General features: G+C 70.1%; 14 protein-coding genes and 1 riboswitch. Of the genes, 9 read left to right on the top strand and 5 right to left on the bottom strand.

Annotation, left to right across the window (positions count from 1 at the left end):
• Positions 1–750: 750 nt before the first annotated feature.
• Positions 751–2628: a phosphomethylpyrimidine synthase ThiC gene (gene thiC / locus V1318_RS20090; RefSeq protein ID WP_332941545.1), complete on the bottom strand. Its 1878-nt coding sequence runs from the start codon at positions 2626–2628 to the stop codon at positions 751–753.
• A gap of 92 nt (positions 2629–2720) precedes the next feature.
• Positions 2721–2825: riboswitch (TPP riboswitch) on the bottom strand.
• 148 nt (positions 2826–2973) lie between these two features.
• Between thiC and V1318_RS20085 the strand changes: the two genes are divergently transcribed.
• A complete protein-coding gene (locus tag V1318_RS20085) occupies positions 2974–3642 on the top strand; it encodes a hypothetical protein (protein ID WP_332941544.1) in 669 nt (222 codons plus the stop codon).
• A gap of 154 nt (positions 3643–3796) precedes the next feature.
• Here V1318_RS20085 and V1318_RS20080 read toward each other — a convergent pair whose 3' ends face one another.
• Complete coding sequence (locus V1318_RS20080; protein WP_332941543.1) at positions 3797–4957, bottom strand: M23 family metallopeptidase; 1161 nt, start codon at positions 4955–4957, stop codon at positions 3797–3799.
• A gap of 415 nt (positions 4958–5372) precedes the next feature.
• On the opposite strand from V1318_RS20080, the gene V1318_RS20075 reads away from it, so the two are divergent.
• From V1318_RS20075 to V1318_RS20045, 7 genes are all read left to right on the top strand, one after another.
• Complete coding sequence (locus tag V1318_RS20075) at positions 5373–6068, top strand: hypothetical protein (protein ID WP_332941542.1); 696 nt, start codon at positions 5373–5375, stop codon at positions 6066–6068.
• A 336-nt stretch (positions 6069–6404) separates the two neighbouring features.
• A complete protein-coding gene (gene thrA / locus V1318_RS20070; protein WP_332941541.1) occupies positions 6405–8912 on the top strand; it encodes a bifunctional aspartate kinase/homoserine dehydrogenase I in 2508 nt (835 codons plus the stop codon).
• Positions 8909–9868, top strand: coding sequence for a homoserine kinase (locus tag V1318_RS20065; RefSeq protein ID WP_332941540.1), 960 nt, complete (start codon positions 8909–8911; stop codon positions 9866–9868). The genes thrA and V1318_RS20065 overlap by 4 nt, the downstream gene beginning before the upstream one ends.
• Positions 9869–10141: 273 nt before the next feature.
• Positions 10142–11437 (top strand): threonine synthase, encoded by a 1296-nt coding sequence (gene thrC / locus V1318_RS20060; protein ID WP_332941539.1) that lies wholly within the window; start codon positions 10142–10144, stop codon positions 11435–11437.
• A 358-nt stretch (positions 11438–11795) separates the two neighbouring features.
• Positions 11796–12449, top strand: coding sequence for an ECF-type sigma factor (locus V1318_RS20055; protein WP_332941538.1), 654 nt, complete (start codon positions 11796–11798; stop codon positions 12447–12449).
• 38 nt (positions 12450–12487) lie between these two features.
• Positions 12488–15538 (top strand): serine/threonine-protein kinase, encoded by a 3051-nt coding sequence (locus tag V1318_RS20050; RefSeq protein ID WP_332941537.1) that lies wholly within the window; start codon positions 12488–12490, stop codon positions 15536–15538.
• 123 nt (positions 15539–15661) lie between these two features.
• On the top strand, positions 15662–16783 hold the full coding sequence (locus V1318_RS20045; protein WP_332941536.1) for a protein kinase: 1122 nt from the start codon (positions 15662–15664) through the stop codon (positions 16781–16783).
• A 19-nt stretch (positions 16784–16802) separates the two neighbouring features.
• Here V1318_RS20045 and V1318_RS20040 read toward each other — a convergent pair whose 3' ends face one another.
• Both V1318_RS20040 and V1318_RS20035 read right to left on the bottom strand, forming a co-directional pair.
• A complete protein-coding gene (locus V1318_RS20040; RefSeq protein ID WP_332941535.1) occupies positions 16803–17099 on the bottom strand; it encodes a hypothetical protein in 297 nt (98 codons plus the stop codon).
• Between the two features lie 176 nt (positions 17100–17275).
• Positions 17276–17947, bottom strand: a complete 672-nt coding sequence (locus tag V1318_RS20035) for a methyltransferase domain-containing protein (protein ID WP_332941534.1) — start codon at positions 17945–17947, stop codon at positions 17276–17278.
• A 233-nt stretch (positions 17948–18180) separates the two neighbouring features.
• On the opposite strand from V1318_RS20035, the gene V1318_RS20030 reads away from it, so the two are divergent.
• On the top strand, positions 18181–18666 hold the full coding sequence (locus tag V1318_RS20030) for a VOC family protein (RefSeq protein ID WP_332941533.1): 486 nt from the start codon (positions 18181–18183) through the stop codon (positions 18664–18666).
• 78 nt (positions 18667–18744) lie between these two features.
• Here V1318_RS20030 and V1318_RS20025 read toward each other — a convergent pair whose 3' ends face one another.
• The gene (locus V1318_RS20025; protein WP_332941532.1) at positions 18745–20268 is read right to left on the bottom strand and encodes an FAD-dependent monooxygenase; all 1524 of its coding nucleotides are present in this window, start codon (positions 20266–20268) and stop codon (positions 18745–18747) included.
• Between the last annotated feature and the right edge of the window lie 218 nt (positions 20269–20486).

Here is a 20486-nt window from a genome sequence, read left to right as displayed (position 1 = left end):
TCTTTGGTTACTTTCTCTTGGGCCAGCAAGAGAAAGTGACCCGCACGCGCAGCGGGCGGAAGCCGTTGACCTTCGTGGCAAACATGCAGAGCGAGAGCAACAGCAAACTCCCAGCGCGCCAGACCACCGCAGTAACCGGAGTTCGCGATCGCGGCTCACGCCGCTCCCACAGAAAGCCAGCTCACCCGAAACCAACGGCGCAGCCCGAGTTCGCGGTCGCGGCTTGCGCCGCTCCTACAGGGAGCTTGGGCGAGAGAATTGACCCGCACGCGCGGCGGGCGGAAGCCGTTGACCTTCGTGCCAGACATGCAGAGCGAGAGCCACAACGAATCTCCCGACGCGCCCGGCCACCGCCGTAGCCGCAGTTCGCGATCGCGGCTCACGCCGCTCCTACCCAAAGCCCAGGCCAGAGAAAGTGGCCCGCACGCGCAGCGGGCGGAAGCCGTTGATCCAAAGCAAAATCCGGCGTCAGCGGATCTCAATAAGACACCAGCCGACGCAGCAACCGGAGTTCGCGGTCGCGGCTCGCGCCGCTCCTACCCAAAGCCCAGGCCAGAGAAAGTGACCCGCACGCGCAGCGGGCGGAAGCCCTTGATCCAAAGCAAAGTCCGATGCCAGCGGATCTCGGCACACCCCAGCCGGCACAGCAGCCGGAATTCGCGGTCGCGGCTCGCGCCGCTCCTACAAAAGGGGAGCGGCACCAGCGTCGGCCGCGGCGCCGGCACGAATCGCACCGGCACCGATGCGGACTCACGCGCGCCGATAAACCTCGGCGCCCTGCGCCAGGAATTCCGCCGACTTTTCCGCCATGCCTTCGCTCAACGCGACCGTCTCCTCCACCCCATGTTCCTTGGCGTAGTCGCGCACGTCCTGGGTGATCTTCATCGAGCAGAAGTGCGGACCGCACATCGAACAGAAGTGCGCGACCTTGTGCGCGTCCTTGGGCAGCGTCTCGTCGTGGTACTCGCGCGCGCGCTCCGGATCCAGGCCCAGGTTGAACTGGTCCTCCCAGCGGAACTCGAAACGCGCCTTGCTCATCGCGTTGTCGCGCGCCTGCGCGCCCGGGTGGCCCTTGGCCAGGTCGGCCGCGTGCGCGGCGATCTTGTAGGCCATCAGGCCTTCGCGCACGTCCTGCTTGTTGGGCAGGCCCAGGTGTTCCTTGGGCGTCACGTAGCACAGCATCGCGGTGCCGAACCAGCCGATCATGGCCGCGCCGATGGCGGAGGTGATGTGGTCGTAGCCCGGCGCGATGTCGGTGGTCAGCGGGCCGAGGGTGTAGAACGGCGCTTCGCCGCAGACCTCGAGCTGCTTGTCCATGTTCTCCTTGATCAACTGCATCGGCACGTGGCCGGGGCCTTCGATCATGGTCTGCACGTCGTGCTTCCAAGCGATCTTGGTCAGCTCGCCCAGGGTTTCCAGCTCGCCGAACTGGGCCGCGTCGTTGGCGTCGGCGATCGAGCCCGGACGCAGGCCATCGCCGAGCGAGAAGGCCACGTCGTAGGCCTTCATGATTTCGCAGATTTCCTCGAAGTGGGTGTAGAGGAAATTCTCCTTGTGGTGGGCCAGGCACCACTTGGCCAGGATCGAACCGCCGCGCGAGACGATGCCGGTCACGCGCTTGGCGGTCAGCGGCACGTAGCGCAGCAGCACGCCGGCATGGATGGTGAAGTAGTCCACGCCCTGCTCGGCCTGCTCGATCAGGGTGTCGCGGAAGATCTCCCAGTTGAGCTCCTCGGCGCGGCCGTCGACCTTCTCCAGCGCCTGGTAGATCGGCACCGTGCCGATCGGCACCGGCGAATTGCGGATGATCCACTCGCGGGTTTCGTGAATGTGCTTGCCGGTGGACAGGTCCATGACCGTGTCGGCGCCCCAGCGCATCGACCACACCAGCTTCTCGACCTCCTCGGCGATGCCCGAGGACACCGCGGAGTTGCCGATGTTGGCGTTGACCTTGGTCAGGAAGTTGCGGCCGATGATCATCGGCTCGCTTTCCGGGTGGTTGATGTTGTTGGGGATGATCGCGCGGCCGCGCGCGACTTCGTCGCGGACGAATTCGGGCGTGATGAGCTTCTGGATGTTGGCGCCGAAGCTGTGGCCCGGGTGTTGGTTGAGCAGGTGCGCTTCGCGGATCGCGTCTAGGCGCTGGTTCTCGCGGATCGCGATGTATTCCATTTCCGGGGTGACGATGCCGCGGCGCGCGTAGTGCATCTGGGTGACGTTGGCGCCGGCGACGGCGCGGCGCGGCAGCGGCCGGTTGCCGAAGCGCACGTGCGCCAGCTTGGGGTCGTGCTCGCGCTTGCGACCGAACTCCGAAGACAGCCCGCTCAGTACCTCGGTATCGCCGCGCTCGGCGATCCAGGTCGCGCGCAGCGGCTTCAGGCCGGCCGCCAGATCGATGTCGGCCTCGTGATCGGTGTAGGGGCCGGAGGTGTCGTAGACCGCGAGCGCGGCGTTGTCCTCGCCGCCGAAGATGGTCGGGGTGCGCGCCAGCGCGATCTCGCGCATCGGCACCAGCAGGTCCGGACGCGAACCTTCGACATGGATCTTGCGCGAACCGGGAATCGGACGCACGACGTCGGCCGAAAGACGTTCGGCCTGCTGCAGCAGTTCGGAGGGCACCGCATTCATGGGATCGGATCCGCTTTTGATGGGGACATCCGCACGAAACGTGCGGGCGCATGCGAGGGACTCGCACAAAGCGGGCGGCGCGCGGCCGCGACAGCGCGGCCGGCGAAGCTTCCCTACGGCGGTCTCAACCGCATCAGGTTCGAAGGGACTGTCTCAACCGCCGGCCTGGAACCGCCGCGGTACCCCCGCTTCAGTGCGCATTAGACATGGAAAACCAGGCCGGCGCCAATCCGCGCCGCGGCCGGTGCGGCCCGATTCCAGCGCCGGCGCGCCCGCCCGGGCCGCGCCGAAACGGCCCGGCGCCCGCGCATTGCCGGACGCGACTGCGCAGGCTAGCGTGGGGCCATGCCTATCCACGCCCGCCCACATCGCCCGCCCCTCACCGCCGCACGCCGCCTTGGCCTGACCGCGCTCGCCCTCGTCCTGTCGGCCTGCAGCGCGCCCGCGACCAAGCCGGCGGCGGCCGCGCCCAACGCCGCCGACGCCGCGATGGCGGCCGCGACCGCCGCGCCCGACCCCCTCCAGGGCCTGCGCCGGCTCTGCGGCAAGGCCTATGCCGGCCGGGTCGTGGTCGATACGCCCAAGAGCGCCGACGATCCCTTCGCCGGCAAGCCCCTGATCATGCACGTGCGCGAATGCGGCCCGCTCGAGATCCGGGTGCCCTTCCATGTCGGCGACGATCGCTCGCGCACCTGGGTGTTCAGCGCGCACGACGGCGAGCTGCGCCTCAAGCACGACCATCGCCACGAAGACGGCAGCCCCGACAAGTTGACGATGTACGGCGGCGACCAGCGCCGCTACGCGCGGGGCCCGCGCTTGGAATTCCCGGCCGACGCTTACAGCCAGGTCTTGTTCCGCGCCCAGGGCCGTGAAGTCTCGGTGTCCAACGTGTGGGCGATCGAGATCGACGAACGACGCTTCGTCTACGAACTCGCGCGCACGGGCCGGTTGTTCCGCGTGGAGTTCGACCTGAGCCGACCGGTCGCGCCGCCTCCGCCGCCGTGGGGCGGCTGAGCGCGCTCAGGTATCGGCGGATTCGTCGCTTCGGGCAAGCCTTGTCAGGCGCCAGCGCGCGGTCGCATCGCCATCGCCGGCGACGCCCGGCCGGAACTTCCAGCCGAGCGTGCCATGCGGATGCGCCGAGCGCCTCGGCGCATCCGCGCTTGCATCACGGGTTGGTGAACCAACCCGAGCAGTAGCGCGTGCCGTTCTTGGTCAAATAGAAGCGGCTGCAGTTGGTGTCGTAGCTGGTGCCGATGGCGGTGATCTGGAAGCCCGACAGGTACACGCCATTGAGGTGGTAGTGGCTGCCGTTGGACTTGAGAGACCAATGCTCGTGCGGGCCGGTGGAACTGCCGCCGTTGCACAGCGCCTGGGTCCGGGTGTTGGCCGGATTGGCGATGCGGGTGTTGGCCGCGACGCTGGCGCCGGTGCCGTACTGGATGTTCATCAAGTGGTAGTAGGTGGTCGACCAACCGCCGCTGTGCACCACTTCGGCGAAGCACGACGAGTGGCGCTTGAACGAACCGGCCGCCGACGAGGACACCCAGGTGCCGCTCTGGTTGCTGCCCCAGCCGCCGCCCAGGGACATGTCCAGCGACGACATCGGATAGCTGCCCGAGCCGGTGTTGGTATGCGCGCCGCCCACGTGCCAGCGCTGCCCGCGCGGATACGGGAACTGCAGGAAGCCGTTCGCCGGCCCCGCCAGCGCGCCCGCGTCCGGGCCGGCCTGGGCGGCGAAACGCGGCGACGGCGTCGTCGCCTTGCGCGGCTCGTTGAACAAGCCGGCGTAGACCAGTTGGAACTCGCCGTCGCCGCTCAGCGCGGCGCTGGCCTCGCTGGCGCCGGCGCGCGCGAACAAGGCCTGCAGCGGGTTGGTGCGTGCCAGCGGCACCGGCCCCTTGGCGTCGGCGGCGTCGCGCGCGTACAGCGCCTCGCGCAGCGCCACCGCGACCTCGCGGGTTTGCGCGCCGAAGCCGCGGCTCCGGGCGAGCTTGCCGAACGGCCGGCTCATGCCGTCGGCGGCCGCGCGCCGGCGCGTGACCACGCCGCTTTGCTGCTCCATCAGCGCGATCAACACCTTCGGGCTGATGCCGCTGTACCCGGCCCAGTGCGAGATCGTCTCGCCGTAAGGCGACAGGTGCGGGGCGCGCTTGGCCAGGTAGGCGTCGATGTCGAAATCGAACATCTCGTCGTAGCCGTAGATCAGGTCCCGCCCGCTCAGCCCGTCCGCGTTCGCGGCCGGTTCCGCCGCCGTGGCGGTCCCGCCGATCGCCAGCGCCACGCAACACGCCAGCAGCACCATTCTTGCCTTGGTCGTCTCCTTCATTGTCTTGCTCCTTGATAGGTGAATGGGCGAATTGCATGCGCCTGCCCTAACCGTCGGGCCCGGCGCCGGGCCGTAACGTCCGGCCAAACGTCCCGCCACTGCGCCGGCATCCGTCGCCCTTGAGAACGCCCGGCAAAAAAACTCTGGCGCCCGCGGGCGGCGCTGTCGTGAGACGCAGGCCCGCTCATTTAGTTTCAAATGAGACCAATTCTCCAATTTTGTTATTCCATTTCGACATGAGCCATCCCGCGCCGCCGGCACGGTCGCGCCGGCGGACCAGAACCAGGCGCAGACCCGCTTTCGTATTCACATCGCGCGGCTTCGATGTGCGTTAGAACTGCACTGGTTGCACCTATCGGCACGGTCGCACCGCGTGCCACGATGGCGACATCACCACGATGCACGCTCCGGCCGCATGAACCCACTTTCGCCGCGCCTGATCGCCCTGTTCTGCGTCGTGCTGGCCACCAGCGCCTGCGCCATGTGGCCGTTCCGCGGCGACGAGGAGCCGGCACCGGTCGCCGACGATGCGCATGCGCTGTTCGCGCGCCTGTCCGGCCTGTGCGGCAAGGCCTATCTCGGGCGGGTGGTCGCCGATATCCCGGAAAACGCGGCCGATCCCTACTCCGGCCGCGCCCTGGTGATGCACGTGCGCGAGTGCAACAAGCAGGAGATCCGCATCCCTTTCCACGTCGGCAGCGACCGCTCGCGCACCTGGGTGCTGAGCCCGCACGGGCACCGACTGCGGCTCAAGCACGACCATCGCCATTCCGACGGCGCCGCCGATCCGCTGTCGCACTACGGCGGCGACAGCTCGCGGATCCTGATTTCCGCCGACAGCGCCGAGGCCGAATTCCCGGCCGACGCCGACTCGCGCTCGTTGTTCCGGCGCCTGGGCCGGCCGGAGGCGGCGCAGAACGTCTGGACCATCGAACTCGATAGCGGCCGGCGCTTCGTCTACAAGCTGGCCAGGCCGGGACGGCTGTTCCGGGTCGAGTTCGACCTGACCCGGCCGCTGGCCACTCCGCCGCCGCCCTGGGGCGCCAGCGATCCGCCGCCGGCGCCGGCCAAGGCAGCCAAACGCGCGCCGCGGGCGAAGAAGCCGCGCTGAGCCGCGCAATCGCGCATTCGCGCCATCCCCACGCGCAGCGGGCGGACGCATGCGGATGGTGACGGCCATCGACGCCGCTTGACGCACCGCACAAACGTCGGTTATTGCTGTCGCCCATGCACCCCGCCTTCGCCATCGCCCGCACCGCCGCCCTGCCGCAAGGCCGGGGCCCGGCCGCGCGGGCGCTGTCGATTACCACCACCGGTACCACCACTACCCCAGTGGTGCGGACGGGCGTGTCCATCTGATCCAAACACGCCGCTCCGCACCCGATCCGGGTGCGGCCTGTCGGCCACGCCCGAATCGCGACGCGGAGCCCCAAACGGAGCTCTCGCCATGTCGTCCGCGCCACCCTCGCCCGCCGCACCACCCGTTCGCCACGTGCACAAGTTCGGCGGCAGCAGCGTCGCCGACGCCATCCGCTACCGCGCGGTTCCGCCGCTGATCGACGACGGCGCGCAGGCGCGCATGGTCGTGGTCTCGGCCATGCAGGGCGTGACCGACGCCCTGGTCGCACTGGCCGCGGCCGCATGCAAACGCGAGGCGCTGGAACCGGCGCTGTCCACGCTGAGCCAACGCCATCTCGACGTCGCCGCCGAACTCGATCCCAGCGGCCGCCACGGTCTGGCGCCGGCGCTGCGCCACGAGCTCGCCGGCCTCAAGGCGCAGCTCGAACGACTCGCTGCCGGGCACTGGAACGACGAACAGGCCGAACGCATCGCCGCCGCCTTGCCCGGGCTGGGCGAGGTGCTGTCCTCGCATCTGCTGCACGCCGCCCTCGGCGGCGATGCCGCCGGCTGGCTGCGCCTGGATGCGCGCGAGGTGCTGGTCGTACATCCGGGCGAGATGGGCGTGGGCGTGGATTGGGACGCCAGCCGCGCGCGCCTGGCCGACTGGCGCGCCCGCCACCCCGGCGAGCGCATCGTGATCACCGGCTTCGTCGCCCGCGATGCGCAGGGCGATGCGACCACCCTGGGCCGCAACGGCAGCGACTACTCCGCGGCGATCTTCGCCCACCTGTTCGACGCCGACGCGCTGACCATCTGGACCGACGTCGACGGCGTGCTCTCGGCCGACCCGCGCCTGGTCCCGGATGCGGTCTGCCTGCCGGCGATGTCCTATGCCGAGGCCTGCGAGCTGGCCTACTTCGGCGCCAAGGTGCTGCACCCGCAGACCCTGGCGCCGGTGCAGCAACGCGGCATTCCGCTGCGCATCCGCAACGCACGCCATCCGGACGCGCCCGGCACCCTGATCACCCCGCAACCCTCGGTGGACGGCGCCCCGGTCAAGGGCCTGAGCCTGGTCCACGACCTGGCGGTGCTGGAACTGATCGGCAACGGCATGGTCGGCGTGCCCGGCACCGCCGAGCGCCTGTTCGGCGCGCTGCGCGGCGCCGGGGTGTCGGTGACCATGATTTCGCAGGGCTCGTCCGAGCATTCGATCTGCTGCGTGGTGCGCGCCGACCAGGCCCAGCGTGGACGCGAAGCCATCGTCGCCGCCTTCGCCGACGCCATGGCCGACGGCCAGGCCCAGGAAGTCAGCGTCACCCCGGACGTGTGCGTGCTGGCGGCGGTCGGCGACGGCATGGTCGGCACGCCCGGCGTCGCCGCGCGCCTGCTCGGCGGCCTGGCGCAAGCGCGCGTGAACGTGCGCGCGATCGCCCAGGGCGCGGGCGAGCGCAACATCTCGGTCGCGATCGGCGCGCGCGACGCCACCCGCGCGCTGCGCGCCGCCCACTCCGCGTTCTGGCTATCGCCGCAATGCGTGTCGGTGGGCTTGATCGGCCCCGGCAAGGTCGGCCGCGCCCTGCTCGCGCAACTGGCCGCCGCGCAGCCGCGCTTGAGCGGCGAACAGCAGCCCGATTCCAAACTGGAACTGCGCCTGCGCGCGATCGCCGACAGCCGGCGCATGCTGCTCTCGGCCAAGGCCATGCCGCCGCAAGGCGCGATCGATGCCTTGAGCGAAGGCGAAACGCTGGACTTGGACCGCTTCGCCGCGCACGTGCGCGCCGAGCACCTGCCGCATGCGCTGATCGTCGACTGCAGCGGCAGCGACGCGGTCGCCGCCTACTACCCGCAATGGCTGGCCGCCGGCATCCACGTGGTCACGCCGAACAAGCAGGCCGGCGCCGGCCCCCTGCCGCGCTACGAAGCGATCCGCGCCGCCAGCCGCAACGGCGGCGGCAAGTTCCGCTACGAGGCCACGGTCGGCGCCGGCCTGCCGGTGATCCAGACCCTGCGCAGCCTGCTCGACACCGGCGACGAGCTCACCGAGGTCGAGGGCATCCTGTCCGGCACCCTGGCCTGGCTGTTCAACCGCTACGACGGCAGCACGACGTTCTCCGAGCTGGTCCGCGAAGCCCATCGCCTGGGCTACACCGAACCCGATCCGCGCGACGACCTGTCCGGCACCGACGTCGCCCGCAAGCTGGTGATCCTGGCGCGCGAAGCCGGCCGCGCCTTGTCGCTGGAACAGGTCGAGGTCGAAAGCCTGGTGCCCGAGGCGCTGCGCGCGGTGTCCAAGGACGAGTTCATGGCGCGCCTGTCCGAGCTCGACGCGCCGCTCAAACAGCGCTTCGACCAGGCGCGCGCGGCCGGCCTGGGCCTGCGCTACCTCGCACGCCTGGACCGCGACGGCCGCGCCAGCGTCGGCGTGGTCTCGCCGCCGCCGGGCCACGCCGCCCTGCATGGCGCGCTCACCGACAACCTGATCCAGTTCCGCACCCGCCGTTACGCGGATAATCCGCTGGTGGTGCAAGGGCCCGGCGCGGGGCCGGACGTCACCGCGGCCGGCGTGTTCGGCGACATCCTTTCCATCGCGCAAACCCTCGGAGCCCGCGCATGAGCGCTGCCGTACCCGTTCCCCCTTCCCGCGTCCGCGCCTTCGCGCCCGGCAGCGTCGGCAACATCGGGGTCGGCTTCGACCTGCTCGGCCATTCCATCGACGGCCCGCGCGACATCGCCGTGGTGCGCCGCATCGGCGAGCGCGAGGTGCGCATCGCCGCGATCCGCGGCGACAGCGTCGGCGCCGACAGCCTGCCGCTGGAGGCCGCGCGCAACACCGCCGGCCAGGCCCTGATCGCGCTGCGCGAGAAACTCGGCCTGGACCACGGCTTCGAACTGGAATTGGAGAAAGGCATCCCGCTGGGGTCCGGCCTGGGCGGCTCGGCCGCGTCCTGCGTGGCCGCGGTGGTCGCCGCCAACGCCCTGCTCGACGCACCGCTGGCGCGCGAGGCGCTGTACGAATTCGCTCTGGACGGCGAGTCGGTCTCCAGCGGCAGCCGCCACGGCGACAACGTCGCGCCGATGCTGCTCGGCGGCGTGGTCATGGCCACCGCGACGCGGATGATTCCGCTGTCCGTGCCGGACTGGCTGCATGCGGTGGTGGTGCATCCCGACCAGGTACTGGAAACGCGGCGCGCGCGCGCGGTGCTGGCCGAGCCGTATCCGCTGCACACCGTGGTCGAACAGAGCGCGCACCTGGCGCTGTTCCTGACCGGCCTGCAGCGCGGCGACGCCGGCCTGCTGCGCGAAGGCCTGGTCGATCTGCTGGTCGAGCCGCGCCGCGCGCCGCTGATCCCGGGCTTCGCCGCGGTCAAGGCCGCCGCGCTCGATCACGGCGCGCTGGGCGCGAGCATCTCCGGCGCCGGCCCCAGCTGTTTCGCCTGGTTCGAATCCAAGGCGCAGGCGCAGGCCGCGGCGGCGTCGATGCGCCAGGCCTTCGCCGACGCCGGCTTCGATTCGCGCGCCTACGTCACTCCGGTGGCGGGGCCGCGCGCGGAGGTGATCGGTGTGGAGTGAGGCGGGCGACGTCGCAGGCGCGCAGGCAGAAGCGAATTCCCCGTGCCCCCCTTTTCCAAAGGCGAGAGCAGCGGGGCGCCGTCGCGGTTCCTCGTCGGTGCCGGACACGCCTGCGAGCTCGACGAGCCCGCCACTGCATTCCCTGCCCGCCAAGGCCCGCCGGCATTCCCGTTTTGCGAAAGCCCGCCGGTCTTCCCCCTTTGAAAAAAGGGGACCGACGGGGATTTGCTCTTTCGCCACCACCCGCCAAACCGCATCGCACCGAGACCGCCCATGAACTTCTTCAGCACCCGCGGCCAGACGCCAGCGACCGCGATCGACGATGCGCTGTCGGCCGGTCTCGCCCCCGACGGCGGTCTCTACGTGCCCGAGCGCGTGCCGATACTGCCGCCGCAGCCCCCCCGCGACGCGCTTGCCGACACCGCACAGGCACTGCTCGCGCCGTACTTCGCCGGCTCCGCGCTGCGCTACCGCCTGCCTGAACTGTGCAACAGCGCCTACGACTTCCCGGCGCCGCTGCGCGCGCTGTCGCGGCCCGACGACCTGTTGCTGGAGCTGTTCCACGGCCCCACCGCCGCGTTCAAGGACTACGCCGCGCGCTTCCTCGCCGAGGCGCTGTCGGCGCTGCGCACAGCGGACGCGCCGCCGACCACCATCGTGGTCGCGACCTCGGGCGACACCGGCGCCGCGGTGGCGGCCGCCTTCCATCGCCGGCCCGGTTTCCGGGTGCTGATCCTCTACCCCGACGGCCGCGTCTCGCCGCGCCAGGCCCACGGCCTGGGCTGCTGGGGCGACAACGTCCAGGCCTATCGGGTCGACGGCGACTTCGACGCCTGCCAGCGCCTGGCCAAGCAGGCCCTGTCCGATCAGGCGCTGCGCGACACCCTGCCGCTTAGCTCGGCCAACAGCATCAGCCTGGGCCGACTGCTGCCGCAAGCCGCCTACTACGCCCACGCCGCCGCGCGACACCATGCGCGCAGCGGCACCGCCCTCAACTTCATCGTGCCCACCGGCAATCTCGGCAATGCCTGCGCGGCGCTGGTCGCCCAGCGCATGGGCCTGCCGATCGGCGAGATCCGCCTGGCCACCAACGCCAACGACACCCTGCCGCGCTACTTCGCAGGCGCCGACTACGCCGCGCAGCCGACCCGCGCCACTCTCGCCAACGCCATGGACGTGGGCGCGCCCAGCAACTACGAGCGCCTGCGCCATTGGTTCGCCAGCGACGCCGCACTGCGCGCCGCGATCGCCGCCGACTCCGTCGACGACGCCACCATCACCAACACCATCCGGCATGCGCCGCAGCGGCACGGCATCGTTCCCTGTCCGCACACCGCGACCGGCCTGCATGTGCTCGAAGGCCTGCGCGCGCAAGGCGACGATCGGCCTTGGGCGGTGGTCGCGACCGCGCATCCGGCCAAGTTCGACAGCATCGTCGAGCCCCTGGTCGGGCATCCGGTGCCGCCGCCGCAGGCCCTGGCCGAGGCCTTGGCGCGCCCGGCATCGGCCGAGCCCTTGCGCGCCGACTACCCGGCTCTGCGCGAGCGGCTGCTGAGCCTGGCCCCTTAGAACGTAGGGCCCGGCAAGCCGACGTTCGGTCGCGATGCGACGTGGCCGCGGGCACCGACCTCGTTCGCGGCGGCATCGTTCGCGGGCGAAGCGACCGTCCGCCGATCAGAACGAGGAAGCGGTCCTGCAGCCTTCGCGCATGTGCCTAGTTGAAGATAAAAACGTGCCATTCCCGTGAGCTCCATCGGCTGCGAATCGCTAACAAAATCTGGGGGTTTTCCCCTGCGTCGCGAAGCCCTTGTTAGCGAAACCTGACCAGCAGCCGTACGTTGCGTTCGCAACAATCGACACTGGACCGCCTTTGGCGTATTTATCGTTCTCAAGGACACATCTTTCTCATTCGGAAACGCCCGAGAACATGACCCACGAGGCCCAGGAAGCGGCACAGGGCAGCCCGGACGCCAATCCGTCCGGGTTCGAATTCGGCTGCGACACCATGGACTCCGTTACTCAGCTCATCCTGGCCGCGCAGAACGGCCAGGCCGGTGCCTGGGACCGCGTCTACACCCTGCTTTATCAGGAATTGCACAAGGTCGCGGGCCTGCACCTGCGCCGGCGCTGGCGCGGCGGCGAGCGTTCGCCGACCTCGCTGATCAACCGCACCTGGCTGCGTCTGAACCAGGACGAGGTCACCCTCAACAACCGCCAGCACCTGTTGTCGGTGCTGTCGCGGGCGATGCGCTACGCGGTGCTGGACGAGGTGCGGCGCCTGCAGGCCAGCAAACGCGCCGAGCACTACCACCCCGGCGAAATCGACAATATCCAGGAACCCTCCTACGACCCCGAACTGGATCAGCTGATCGCGATAGACCGCGCGCTCACCGATCTGTCCGCGGTCGATCCGCGCCTGGGCCAAGTCGTGGAAATGCGGTATTTCGCCGGCATGAGCGAAGGGGAAATCGCACAAGTACTGGGCATCACCGAACGCACGGTGCGGCGCGACTGGCGCAAGGCGCGCGCCTTCCTCGCCGCATCCTTGGACCCGAGCAGCACGGACGACGACTCGACCTAGGGCCCCGAACGCAGGACGCTCCACCTGGCCGCATCGTCATGACTTCTTTGTCCGCGCGTGCGTTGACATTGTTCGACGAGTACGTCGCCATGCCCGCGCCCGAACGCGCGCGCGCCCTGGAGACGTTGGCGCGGTGCGACGCGCCGCTGCACGCGATCCTGCGCTCGCTGCTGGATGCCGACGCCCAGGACGACGACTTCCTGCAGCGCTCGGCCGTGGATTTCCTGGCCGGAAGGCAGTCCGCGAATTCCACGGAAGCGCCCGACGACGACAGCCGTTGCGCAGACCAGTCCCGTGTTGGCGAGCGCCTGGGGCCGTGGCGCCTGCAGCGCCTGATCGCGCGCGGCGGCATGGGCGCGGTCTACGAGGCCCACCGCGACGACGGCCATTACCAGCAGCGCGTCGCGCTCAAATGCATCCGCAACGAGCTGGTCTCGCCCGAACTGGTGGCCGCCTTTCTCGACGAACGCCATCACCTCGCGCGCCTGGACCACGCCGGCATCGCCAGCCTGGTCGACGGCGGCATCGACGGCGAAGGCCGCCCCTGGTTCGCGATGCGCTACGTCGACGGCATGCCCGTCGATCAGTGGTGCGATGCGCGCAAGGCCGATGTGCGCACCCGCGTGGGCCTGCTGATCCAGGCCTGCGAAGCGTTCGCGCATGCGCATGCGCAAGGCGTGCTGCACGGCGACATCAAACCCGGCAACCTGCTGGTCACGCCGGACGGCCATCTGCACGTGGTCGACTTCGGCATCTCCTCCATCCTCACCGCCGCCGCGTCCCCGCAACGGCAACTCGCGGCCACGCTCGACTACAGCGCGCCGGAGCTGCTGCGATACGGCAGTCGCGGTCCCGCGGTCGACATCTACTCGCTGGGCGTGCTCGCCTATCGCCTGCTGTGCGCGCACTGGCCCACGCCGCGGCACGGCCTGCACGAACTGATGCCGTCCTGGAGCGCCGCGGCGGCCGAACCGATGGAGCGTTTGCTGCGGACGTGCGCCGACCCGGCATCGCTTGCCCAGCAGCGTGGCGCGCGCAGCGCGGCGGCGCTGGCGGACCAATTGGCCGGCGACCTCAGCGCGATCGCGCTCAAGGCGGTCGCCGACGCGCCGCAGGACCGCTACGCCAGCGCCGCGGAATTCGGCGCCGACCTGCAGCGCTGGCGCGAGGACCGGCCGGTGCTGGCGCGTCCGCTCGGCCGCCTCGCCCGCCTGGGCAAGCTGATGCGCCGCAACCGCGCGGCGACCGCCCTGGCCGCCTCGCTGCTGCTGGTTCTGGCGGCCGGCACCGCCATCACCGCCTGGCAAAGCCAACGCGCCGCGCGCGAGGCCCGCGCCACCCTCGCGGTGGTCCAGCTGTTCGCGTCCACGCTCGGCACCGCCACCCTGTCCGGCCTGGGCAGCGCGCCGTTCTCCTCCAGCGCCTTGTTGAACAAGACCGAGGCGCAGTTGCGCCAGATGTCGCTGGGCGAGCATCCGGAACTGCTGGCACACAGCCTGGCGACGCTGGCCCGCGGCAATGCGGTGATCGGGGATTACAAGCATGCCGAAAGCCTGGCCGCGGAAGCGATGCGCGCCCTGGGCGACAGCGGCGACGAGGACGGCTACGTGTCGGCCACCCAGGTGTCGATGCTCAACGCGCGCACCGACTTCGACGAGGCCACCCGCCTGGCCACGATCCGCCTGAGCGAATTGGCGGATCGCGCCGACGCGTCGGCGCGGCAGGAGAAGATCAACTTCAGCGCCGAACTCGCGCAGGCGCAGTGGGGCCAGGCGCGTCCGTCGGCGGCGCTGCGCACCCTGGACGAGGCCCTGGCGCAGGCGCGTGCGCTGGGACCGGGCCACGAGGAACTGCAGGCGCAGGTGCTGATCCGGCGCGGCAGCTACCTGTCGCGCATGTCGCGCTTCAAGGAAGCCCATGCCGACCTGTTGTCGGCGATCGCGCTGGCGCGGCCGCACAACACCGTGCTCGCCGACGACGGCCGCGAAGAGGAATTGTTCATGCTGCTGTGCAAAAGCCAGCGCGTCGCGCCCGCGCTCGCCGAGCGCCTGCTGGCGAGCCGCCGCAGCACCCTGGGCGAACGTCATCCCAAGACCGGGCGCGCCTGGATCCTGCTGGGCTTCACCCAATACTATTCGGGCAGCAAGGTGGTGGCGCGCCAGAAGCTGCGCGCGGGCCTGGACATGATCGAGGCCGCCTACGGCCGCGAGCACCCCGAGTATGCGCAGGCCTTGATGTTCCTGGCCTACACCGCGCCCGGCGACAGCCGCGACAGCGTGAACGAGTTGCGCGAGGTGCTCAGGATCTGCGTCACGACCATGGGGCCGCGCCACGAGATCACCATGCGCGCGCGCAACGCCTTGTCGATCCGGCTGATGAACCTGCCGCCGCGTGCGCAACAAGCCGGCGATGCCGCCTCGCTGTTGGCCCTGGCCACCCAGAACCTGGAGTTCAAGCGCGAGGCCGGCCTGCCCACCGCGCGGGAAACGCATATCCTGGCGCGCGCGCTGATGCTCAACGGCAGCCGGTCCGACCTACCGCGCGCGGCGGCCTTGCTGGACCAGACCCGGGCCGACATCGACCGCTATCACGCCCCCGACGACCTGTTCAGCAAGCTGGTCGCGCAAACCCGCACCTCCCTGGGCTATCTGCTCGGGCGGCGCGCCGAAGCCGACGCCGATTTCGCGCGTCTGCTCGCCGCCGACCGCGACGACTCCAGCGACCTGGCCGGTGCCGGCGAACACGAAAGCTTCCTCTATCGGGCCTTGTACGCCTACGAAACCTGCCGCGACCGCGACGCCTATGCGCTGTTGGAAAGGGCCAACGCACTGGATCTGCGCCGCCAGGGCCCGGATGCCTATTCGACCCAGGAATCGCGCGCCTACCTGGTCGCGCTGCGCAACCGCTCCATGCTGCAGGCGCGGCGCGCGCAGGCGATACCGCAGTACGAACTCGATGCGACCGCGGCCAGGCGCATGCAGAACTGCGGACAGACTACGTATTCAGAGCGCTCCTATTCCACTCAGAATCTGTCCGCGGCCATAGGCAGAGACGACCCGCAGCCAGGCAGCGGCGGAGCGAAACGCTAACCAGGTCGCAGATTCGTCGTTCGAACGACGAATGACGCCCTGGACATGCCCTGCTACCGCCCGCCTTCGCGATATCTGCTGTGTCGAGCGCATCCGCGCCCACCGCCGGCCCCGCCGCTTCCCATGGACGAACTCAAGCTTCGCGCCTTGGACCTGTTCGACGACTACGTCGATCTTCCGGCCGCGCAACGTGCCCAATGGTTGCTGTCGCTGCGCGACGCCAACCCGCGACTGCACGGCGCGCTGTCCGACCTGCTGCAGGCCGACCGCTGCCACCATGCGCTGGACGAGGAACTGCCCAGCGGCCTGGTCGCTCGTCTGGCGCTGCTGGCCTCGCCCGAGCAGGCCGCCCTAGGCGATCCCCGCATCGGCGCCCGTCTGGGCCCATGGCGCATCGACCATGCTATCGGCGATATCTGCGGCGGCCGCCGCTACCTCGCCTACCGCGACGACGGCCGCTACCGCCAGCAGGTCGTGCTCGATTGCCTGAATCCCGAGCTGCGAGATCCCTACGCGGTCGGCAGCTTCCTGTCCGAGCGGCGGCGCCTGGTCGCCCTGCGCCATCCCGCCATCGCCACCGTCCTGGATGGCGGCATCGACGGCGACGGCCGCCCCTGGTTCGCCACCCGCCCCGTCGAAGGCCAATCCATCGATGCCTGGTGCGACGACCGCCGATCGTCCCTGGCGCAGCGGGTCGAGCTGCTGATCCGCGCCTGCGACGCGCTCGCACATGCCCACGCTCATGGCGTGCGCCATCGCCACCTGGCCACCTGCAGTCTGCTGGTCGACGAAACCGGGCGCCTGCAGCTGGTCGGCTTCGGCCTGCCCAGCCTCGGCCGTGCCGGCGCGACGGAGCAAACCGATACCGACGCGACGGCCGATGGCGCCGACGACCGCATCGCCGTCGGTGCCGACGTGCGCGCCCTGGGCGCGGTCGCATTCCGCCTGCTGTGCGGCCGCAATCCGCTGCCCGCAGGCCCGGGCAGCGCAGCTGCGAGCATGGCCCATGCCCTCATCGACGCCCCCGCCGGCATCGCCCAGCACCGCGCCCTGGGCGACAACCGCGCCCTCGCCCGCATGCTTCGCGGCGACCTCTCGCTCATCGTCGCCAGGGCCATGGCCGCGCAGGCCGGCTATCCCGACATGCTCACGTTCGCCGGCGATCTGCGCCTTTGGCACGCCGGCCTGCCGATCGCCCGGGATCCAAGCTGGCTGCAGCGCCTGCGCCAAACCCTGCATCTTTGACCGCGACGCCCAAGCCTCGCTAGTGGACCGTGTATCGCACCGTGAAGGCCACCGCACCGCCGCTGGCGGTACACGCGGTCGCGGCACACCCGCTCAGGTTCGCCCCGGGCAGGTCGCGCACCACCGCGCCGTGGGCCGCGTGCGGGCCAGCGTTGCGCGCGGTCACCACATAGCTCGTGGCGCCGGCCATCACCGCGTCTATGGCCGGATCGACCTCGCCGCTCACGCCTGGCGTATTGGTCTTGGTGACGGACAGATCGGCGCGCCTGCGCTCATTGGTACAGGTGCAGACGATCGCGGTGTCGGTCGCCGCCACAACAAGGCGTAGACGCTGGCGCCATTGCCGCGACAGACGATGTTGCTCAGGACATGGGCGCCGCCCGGCGCCAGGGCCACGTTGGGCACGGTGGTCAAGGCATCCTCGTCGGGGGCGCCGGCCTTGTCGTCCCCGGCCAACACCGCTCCGGGCCGATCGGGCCGGGTCTGCCGCGCTCAGGCGTACCCGACCCAGCCTTTGAAGGTGAAGGCGGCATAGAACAATTCGATGTTGTCGAACCCCGCCTGCTGCAGCAGGGCCACCTCCTGTTCGGGTGCGAGCAGCGGCAGTCGGCTGCCGATCGCGGCGATGGCCTTGTCCGCATCCGCCGCGGGAACACCGGACGCCGCCGCGAACGCCGCGTAGCGTTTCAGCCAGCGCGTCGTCCTATCCCCGTCCAATGGAAAGCTGTGATGCGCCACGATCAGGGGCGCGCCGGGCTTCAGGCGCCGCCTGAGTTCGCGCAGCGTATGCAGGCGCTCCTCGACGCTGAGGAAGTGCAGGGTCAGCAGGCAGGTGGCGCCGTCGTAGGGGCCCGCGGGCGCGGTGTCGATGTAGCCCTCGACGAGCTCGACGCGCGACGCGAGCGGGCCCAGCGTGGCGCTGGCGAGCTTGAGCATCTCGGCCGACGGATCCACGCCGACGAAGCGCCAAGCCGCATGCGCCTGGGCGAAGACCTTCAACTCCAAGCCGCCGCCCGCGCCCAGGACCAACACCTGCCCCTGTCGCGGGACCGTCTCGGCCAACAGCAAACTCGTCATTTGCTGCAGCGCGTGAAAACCCGGCACCTGCCGAACAGGGCCTTGCGCGTAATGCGCCACCGCTTGGGGATCGGAGAACGAAGACAAGGCGGGCTCCCAGGTTGGCGTGATGCGTTCATGCTACTGCACCGGTCAAGCCGACGACGGTCGCGTGGCCGCCCGCAGGCGGCGGTCGAAAGCGAAGCGCGGCTCGGTCGGAAATGCGCGCCGTCGAGCGTATGCGCATCCATGCGATCGAATCGGCGACGCTGCTGGATTCACGCCGGGCTCGCCCGCGTCGCAGTAATCTCCGGCGTTCGAACGATCCCAGGAGGTTCCGCATGACCGCCAAGATCCAGCCCTGCCTTTGGTACGACCACGATGCGGAAGAGGCCGCGCGCTTCTACGCCGATACCTTCCCCGACAGCCGCATCGGCGCCGTCATGCGCGCGCCCGGCGACTATCCCGACGGCAAGCAGGGCGACGTCCTGACCGTGGAGATGACGATCCTCGGCATGCCGTTCCTGCTGCTCAACGGCGGCCCGCAGTTCAAGTTCGACGAGGCCGTGAGTTTCCAGATCGCCACCGACGATCAGGCCGAGACCGATCGCTACTGGAACGCGATCGTCGACAACGGCGGCAAGGAGAGCGTGTGCGGTTGGTGCGAGGACCGTTTCGGATTGTCCTGGCAGATCACGCCCCGGCGTTTGACCGAGCTGATGGCGCAAGGCGGTCAGACCGCGCAGCGCGCGTTCAAGGCCATGATGACGATGCGCAAGATCGACATCGCCCAGCTCGACCGCGCGGTCGAGGGCGCCGGCGCCTGAAGCCTACGCTCTGCCGATGAGCGCGCCGCGTCGAACCGGGCCCGCGACCCGAACGCTCACAGGCCCGGGCGGCAGCGGCTAGATCGCCGCGGGCGGCCCGAACCAGACGTTCAAGGCATCGGCCAAGCCCGCATCCGTGCCCTCGCCCACCCAGGCCACATGGCCATCGGGTCGGATCAACACGGCGCTGGGCGCGGCGACCACGCCGATCGCCGGCAGCTCCCACGCGCCCGCGTAGCGGGCCTCGACCGAGCGGACCCGATCCGCCCAGGCCGCGATCTCGATGGCGCCCGGCTCGCCGAGATTGAGCAACACCGGCCGCGCCCGGTGCAGCAGGGTATAGAGCCGAAGCGGCCCTTCGGCGCCGATCAGCTCCAGGTCGGGCATGCGGCGCCCGAGCAGCGGATGCCCCTCGCCCAACTCGTAACGTATATCCAGGCCGGACATCATCGCGGCGTAGCGTTTGCGCGGCTCGTCCATGCTCAACAGCTCCGACACCACCTCGCTCAAGGCCTTGCTGCGATCGTCGCTGCGATGCAGCACCACTTGCGCCATGGTGTTGCGCAACACGCGCGCGCCGACCGGGTGGCGCTCGGCGTGGTAGGTGTCCAGTAGGCTGTCCGGCGCCGTGCGATGGACCACCTGGGCCAGCTTCCATCCCAGGTTCACCGCGTCCTGCACGCCGGTGTTGAGGCCCTGGCCGCCGATCGGGCTATGCACGTGGGCGGCGTCGCCGGCCAGCAGGATCCGTCCCGCGCGGTAACTGGCGGCCTGGCGCGTGGTATCGGTGAAACGCGAGATCCAGGTCGGGCTGTGCACGCCGTAGTCGGTGCCGTACACGGCGATCAGCGCCTCGCTTAAATCGCGCAACTTGGGCTCGGCGGTTCCGACCCGGGCCTCGGTCACCATCACCCGTGTCGGCCCGCCGTCCTTGTAGACCACCTGGCCGTCGCGGATTTCGTATTCCAGCTTGCCGAAGGAATGCACGCCCCAGGCGTTGCGGTGGATGCCCAGTTCCGGCTGGCCGCTCAGCTCCACTTCGGCGATCAGGCTGCTGGTGGTCGGATCCGAACCGGGAAACTCGATGCCGGCGGCCTTGCGCACCAGGCTGCGTCCGCCGTCGCAACCGATCAGGTACTGCGCCCTCAGCGAACGCCCATCGGACAGCGCGATGTCGACGCCGCGGTCGTCCTGCGCGAAGCCCGTCACCGCGCATCCGCGATGGAAGTTCACCGGCAACTCATCGACCCAGCCGGCCAGGATGCGCTCGATGTGGTTCTGCCACAGCCCGAGGCCGTAGGGATGGCGGGTGGGGAAGTCGCTGATATCCAGTCTCGCGCCGCCGAAGCCCGCGACCTGGGCCACCTGCCCCTGCGCCAGGAAGCGCTCGGCGATACCGCGCTGGTCCAGGATCTCGATCGTGCGCGCGTGCAGGCCGCCTGCGCGCGAGCCCGCCAGTTCCTGATTCGCGCGCCGCTCGACGATGGCCACGTCCACGCCGGCCAAGGCCAATTCGCCCGCCAGCATCAGCCCGGTCGGGCCGCCGCCGGCGATCACCACCGCGTGCGCGTGCTGCCCCTGCTTCGATAACCGCTCGCCCATTTCCTCGCTCCCAACGTCGGAGGGTCCGGCTTCAAGGCTGGCGATTTGGCGCCACGGGCGGGGGCTTGCCGCAAGCCCCCCCTGCGCTAAGATATTGATAGGGACGCAAGCGTGCTTTTTTCTCCGGCCGCGATCCAGCGCTTCGACAGCGCGCCGCGCCGCCGCGATCGCCCCTTCCCCAGACCGTCTCGAATGCGCCGCACACGCGGGCGCCGGCG

Origin of the sequence: Lysobacter sp. CCNWLW3, from assembly GCF_036697405.1 — a bacterium.
Taxonomy (GTDB): Bacteria; Pseudomonadota; Gammaproteobacteria; order Xanthomonadales; family Xanthomonadaceae; genus Lysobacter.
Note: the sequence above shows the minus strand (reverse complement) of the source record. Positions and strands in the feature narration are given on the sequence as shown.

What these genes read in the sequence shown, in the direction of transcription:
- thiC (WP_332941545.1), bottom strand. Translation starts at nt 2,628, where the DNA reads ATGAATGCGGTGCCCTCCGAACTGCTGCAGCAGGCCGAACGTCTTTCG.
- V1318_RS20085 (WP_332941544.1), top strand. Translation starts at nt 2,974, where the DNA reads ATGCCTATCCACGCCCGCCCACATCGCCCGCCCCTCACCGCCGCACGC.
- V1318_RS20080 (WP_332941543.1), bottom strand. Translation starts at nt 4,957, where the DNA reads ATGAAGGAGACGACCAAGGCAAGAATGGTGCTGCTGGCGTGTTGCGTG.
- V1318_RS20075 (WP_332941542.1), top strand. Translation starts at nt 5,373, where the DNA reads ATGAACCCACTTTCGCCGCGCCTGATCGCCCTGTTCTGCGTCGTGCTG.
- thrA (WP_332941541.1), top strand. Translation starts at nt 6,405, where the DNA reads ATGTCGTCCGCGCCACCCTCGCCCGCCGCACCACCCGTTCGCCACGTG.
- V1318_RS20065 (WP_332941540.1), top strand. Translation starts at nt 8,909, where the DNA reads ATGAGCGCTGCCGTACCCGTTCCCCCTTCCCGCGTCCGCGCCTTCGCG.
- thrC (WP_332941539.1), top strand. Translation starts at nt 10,142, where the DNA reads ATGAACTTCTTCAGCACCCGCGGCCAGACGCCAGCGACCGCGATCGAC.
- V1318_RS20055 (WP_332941538.1), top strand. Translation starts at nt 11,796, where the DNA reads ATGACCCACGAGGCCCAGGAAGCGGCACAGGGCAGCCCGGACGCCAAT.
- V1318_RS20050 (WP_332941537.1), top strand. Translation starts at nt 12,488, where the DNA reads ATGACTTCTTTGTCCGCGCGTGCGTTGACATTGTTCGACGAGTACGTC.
- V1318_RS20045 (WP_332941536.1), top strand. Translation starts at nt 15,662, where the DNA reads ATGGACGAACTCAAGCTTCGCGCCTTGGACCTGTTCGACGACTACGTC.
- V1318_RS20030 (WP_332941533.1), top strand. Translation starts at nt 18,181, where the DNA reads ATGACCGCCAAGATCCAGCCCTGCCTTTGGTACGACCACGATGCGGAA.
- V1318_RS20025 (WP_332941532.1), bottom strand. Translation starts at nt 20,268, where the DNA reads ATGGGCGAGCGGTTATCGAAGCAGGGGCAGCACGCGCACGCGGTGGTG.